General features: G+C 73.9%; 4 protein-coding genes. 3 read left to right on the top strand and 1 reads right to left on the bottom strand.

The window, feature by feature from the left end; genetic code table 11:
• Positions 1–25 precede the first annotated feature (25 nt).
• Positions 26–1,039: a carbohydrate kinase family protein gene (locus ACJA3G_RS32480; protein ID WP_406556618.1), complete on the top strand. Its 1,014-nt coding sequence runs from the start codon at positions 26–28 to the stop codon at positions 1,037–1,039.
• Positions 1,036–2,382: an alpha-glucosidase/alpha-galactosidase gene (locus tag ACJA3G_RS32475; RefSeq protein ID WP_406556617.1), complete on the top strand. Its 1,347-nt coding sequence runs from the start codon at positions 1,036–1,038 to the stop codon at positions 2,380–2,382. The genes ACJA3G_RS32480 and ACJA3G_RS32475 overlap by 4 nt, the downstream gene beginning before the upstream one ends.
• Positions 2,383–2,390: 8 nt before the next feature.
• Here ACJA3G_RS32475 and ACJA3G_RS32470 read toward each other — a convergent pair whose 3' ends face one another.
• Positions 2,391–3,029, bottom strand: a complete 639-nt coding sequence (locus ACJA3G_RS32470; protein WP_406556616.1) for an NAD(P)-dependent oxidoreductase — start codon at positions 3,027–3,029, stop codon at positions 2,391–2,393.
• A 100-nt stretch (positions 3,030–3,129) separates the two neighbouring features.
• Here ACJA3G_RS32470 and ACJA3G_RS32465 point away from each other — a divergent pair, with 100 nt between their 5' ends.
• Positions 3,130–3,627: a MarR family winged helix-turn-helix transcriptional regulator gene (locus tag ACJA3G_RS32465; RefSeq protein ID WP_406556615.1), complete on the top strand. Its 498-nt coding sequence runs from the start codon at positions 3,130–3,132 to the stop codon at positions 3,625–3,627.
• Positions 3,628–3,799: the final 172 nt, after the last annotated feature.

Below are 3,799 nucleotides of genomic sequence, written 5' to 3'. Positions count from 1 at the left end.
CCCCCGGACCAGAAAGCCCTTCACCATGCCCGCACCACCGGTACCACCTGTACCACCGGCGCCCCCGCCCTCCCCGCGCCCCTTCGACCTGCTCGTCGTGGGCGACGCCAACCCGGACGTGGTCCTCGGGCCCGTACCGCGCGACCTCGCGTACGGCCAGCGCGAACAGCTGGTCGAGCGGGCCGATCTCGTCCTCGGCGGCTCGGCCGCGATCATGGCCTGTGGGGCGGCTCGGCTCGGGCTGCGCGTGGCGTTCGCGGGCCGCGTCGGCGACGACCCGGCGGGCGCCTTCGTCCGTACGGCCCTGGGTGCGCGCGGAGTCGACACCTCGGCCCTGACGACCGACCCCCAACTGGCCACCCCGCTCACCGCCGTCCTCACCCGGGGCGCCGACCGGGCGATCCTCACCGCGCCGGGATGTCTGGCCGCGACCGGGCCCGGGGACGTCCCCGAGGCGCTGCTCGCCGCGACCCGGCACGTCCACGCCGCCTCGTTCTTCCTGATGCCGCGGCTCGCGGGGGCGCTGGCCGGGGTGTTCGCGCGGGCGCGCGAGCTCGGCGCGACCACCTCGCTCGACACCAACGACGACCCGTCCGGCCGCTGGGACCCGGATCTCCTTGACCCCGTACTGAAGGTGACGGACCAGGTGCTGCCCAACGCGGCCGAGGCGCGCGCCCTGACCGGGGTCGCCAGGGGGGTGGCCGAGGCGGCCGAGGCGCTCGCCCGGCGCGGGCCGCTCGTCGTGGTCAAGAACGGCGCCGGGGGCGCGCTGGCGCACGACGGGAGGCGCGTGACGGCCGTGCCCGCGCTGCGCGTCGAGCCGCTCGACACCGTCGGGGCGGGGGACAGCTTCGACGCCGGGTTCGTCGCCGCGGTGCTGCGCGGGCTCGGCCTCGCGGACGCGCTGGCCGTCGCGGCGGCCTGCGGCTCGCTGTCGACCCGGGGCCGTGGCGGCACCGCGGCCCAGCCCACCTGGGACGAGGCCGTCGCCCACGTTCCGGGCCCGGGAGCCGCACCAGGCAGGGGAGTTCACGTATGACCGAAACGACTGGAGTCACCGAGATGGCCGAACCGGCCGAAGTGAAGATCGCGTTCATGGGCGCGGGCAGTGTGGTGTTCACCCAGGGGCTGCTGGCCGACCTGTTCGCCTTCCCCGAGTTCGGCCGGCTGCGGATCGCGCTGCACGACATCGATCCGGAGCGGCTGGCGACCGCCGAGGCGGCGGCCCGGCACATCGCCGGGGCGCTGCAGGTCGCGCCCGTCGTCACCGCTCACCCCGACCGGCGCGGCGCGCTCGACGGCGCGCACTTCGTGATCAACACCGTCCAGGTCGGCATGAACGCGGCGACCCGCACGGACTTCGCCGTCCCCGCGCGGTACGGGCTGCGCCAGACCATCGGGGACACGCTGGGCATCGGCGGTATCTTCCGGGCGCTGCGCACCTTCCCGGTGCTGCGGGGCATCGCCGAGGACATGGCCGAACTGTGCCCGGACGCCTGGCTGCTGAACTACACCAACCCGATGGCGATGAACCTGCTCTATCTGCACCGGATCGCCCCCCGGCTGAAGGCGGTCGGCCTGTGCCACTCGGTGTACTGGACGATGCACGACCTGTCCGAACTGGCCGGGGTGGACTTCTCCGAGGTGTCGTATCTGGCCGCCGGGATGAACCACCAGGCGTGGGTGCTGCGTTTCGAGCGCGACGGCCGCGATCTGCACCCGCTCCTGGACGCCGCCATCGACAAGGACCGCGAACTGCTGCGCCGGGTCCGCGTCGACATGTACCGCAGGCTCGGCCACTACCCCACCGAGACCAGCGAGCACTCCTCCGAGTACGTGCCGTGGTATCTGCACCACGACAGCGAGGTGGAGCGGCTGCGGCTGCCGATCGGGGCGTACCTCGACATCATCGAGGACAACACGGTCAGCTACGAGCGGACCCGCAACGCCCTGGCGGCGGGCCGGCCGCTGCCGGTCGAGGGCACGATGGAGTACGCGCCGCAGATCGTCCACAGCATCGTCACCGGCACGCCCCGCACGGTCTACGGCAACGTCCCCAACAGCTCCCTGATCCCCAATCTGCCCACCGACTGCGTGGTCGAGGTGCCCTGCCTGGTCGACGCCTCGGGCGTGCAGCCGACCCATGTCGGCGCGCTCCCGCCGCAGTGCGCCGCGCTCAACCGTACGTACGCGAGCGTCACCGATCTGGTGGTCCGGGCCGCCACCGAGGGCGAGCCCCGGCATGTGCGGCATGCCGCGATGACCGACGCGGCGACCGCCGCCACGCTGCCGGTGGAGCGGATCTGGGATCTGTGCGACGACCTCGTACAGGCCCACGGGGAGCTGCTCCAGCCCGAGTTGCGGGTGCTGCTCGGGCACTGAGGCCGGGCTCAGTACGCCACGGTGAACCGGGTGCGGTGGTGGCGGGGCTCCTCGGCCTCGTCGAGGAGCGCCACCGCGAGGTCCTCCATGGAGATCGCGGACACGCCGTCGCCGTCCACGATGAGCTCGTCGGCCCCCAGCCGGTAGGTGCCGGTGCGCTCGCCCGGCTCGAGGAGGGCGGCGGGGCTGAGGTAGGCCCAGTCGACCTCGGCCTCGGCGCGGCAGACGGCGAGCTGCTCGGTGCAGGCGTCCGCGATGGGCCGCCAGTCGGCGGGGAAGTCCGGGTCGTCGACGACGGTGGCGCCGTCCCTGCCGGGGAGGGTCAGGGTGGCGGCGCCGCCGACGAGCAGCACCCGCACGCCGGTTCCGGCGAGCCCGGCCAGCAGCGCCTTGGTCACGGTGACGAGGTCGCCCTCGCTGCCGGGGGCGGGCCGGGTGGCGCTGATGACCAGGTCCTGGCCCGCGCTCAGCTCGGCTATGTCCTCGACACTGGCCGCGTCACCGGTACGGGCGCGGGCCGCCGGGTGGAGTTCGGGGAAGCGGGCCCGGTCGCGCACGACGGCGGTGACCTCGTGCCCCCGGGCGACGGCCTCGGCCACGACGCGGCTGCCGACGTTTCCCGCTGCTCCGAAGACGGTGATGCGCATGAGGGTCCGCTCCTTCTGGTGGGTCCGTTCGCCGCGAGAAGTTTCTCTTAGCGCTAAGAGAAAAGTATCTCATCACTAAGAGATTGGCTAGGGTGGATCCGTGACCGACCATGTGGACCTCCTGCTGGCGCAGTGGGGCGAGCGCCGCCCCGACCTCGACGTGTCGCCGATGGCGGTGATCGGGCGGCTCAAGCGCCTCTCCCGGCTCATCGAGACCGAGCTGCGCCGCACCTTCGCCGAACACGGTCTCGACCCCGCCTCCTTCGACGTGCTCGCGACGCTGCGCCGCAGCCCGCCGCCCCATCTGCTCTCACCCGCCGAGCTGATGCGCTCCGCGATGGTCACCTCCGGTGCCGTCTCCCAGCGCCTCGACCGGCTGGAGGAGCGCGGTCTGGTGACCCGCTCCCCCAGCCCCACCGACGGCCGGGTCGTCCAGGTCGCCCTGACCCCCGAGGGCCGGGCTCTGATCGACCGGGCGCTGCCCGACCACCTCGCCACCGAGGAGCGGCTGCTCACGGCCCTCGCCCCGGAGCGGCGCGAGGCCCTGGCGGGCACCCTGCGCGAACTCCTCGAATCCCTCGGGGACGGCGTGGACTGAACCCGCGGGCGCGTCCGGGCGCGATCCGCGGCGAGCCCCACCGGGTGACGGATGGAGTACGGCCGACGCGCGTGGGCACGCGCTGGAGGAGACAGTGGAGGCGGCGTCGGCCCATGAGCCCGGTCCCGGGCGCGGGGGCCGCCGCCCCGCCCATCGGCCCGCGCACCCAGGA

The sequence above is a fragment of the Streptomyces sp. YS-3 genome (genome assembly GCF_045257485.1).
Taxonomy (GTDB): domain Bacteria; phylum Actinomycetota; class Actinomycetes; order Streptomycetales; family Streptomycetaceae; genus Streptomyces.
This window is presented reverse-complemented; position numbering and strand designations above follow the sequence as displayed.

Bases quoted from the DNA above. Each gene is read 5' to 3' on its own strand.
- ACJA3G_RS32480 (WP_406556618.1), top strand. From the start codon at position 26: ATGCCCGCACCACCGGTACCACCTGTACCACCGGCGCCCCCGCCCTCC.
- ACJA3G_RS32475 (WP_406556617.1), top strand. From the start codon at position 1,036: ATGACCGAAACGACTGGAGTCACCGAGATGGCCGAACCGGCCGAAGTG.
- ACJA3G_RS32470 (WP_406556616.1), bottom strand. From the start codon at position 3,029: ATGCGCATCACCGTCTTCGGAGCAGCGGGAAACGTCGGCAGCCGCGTC.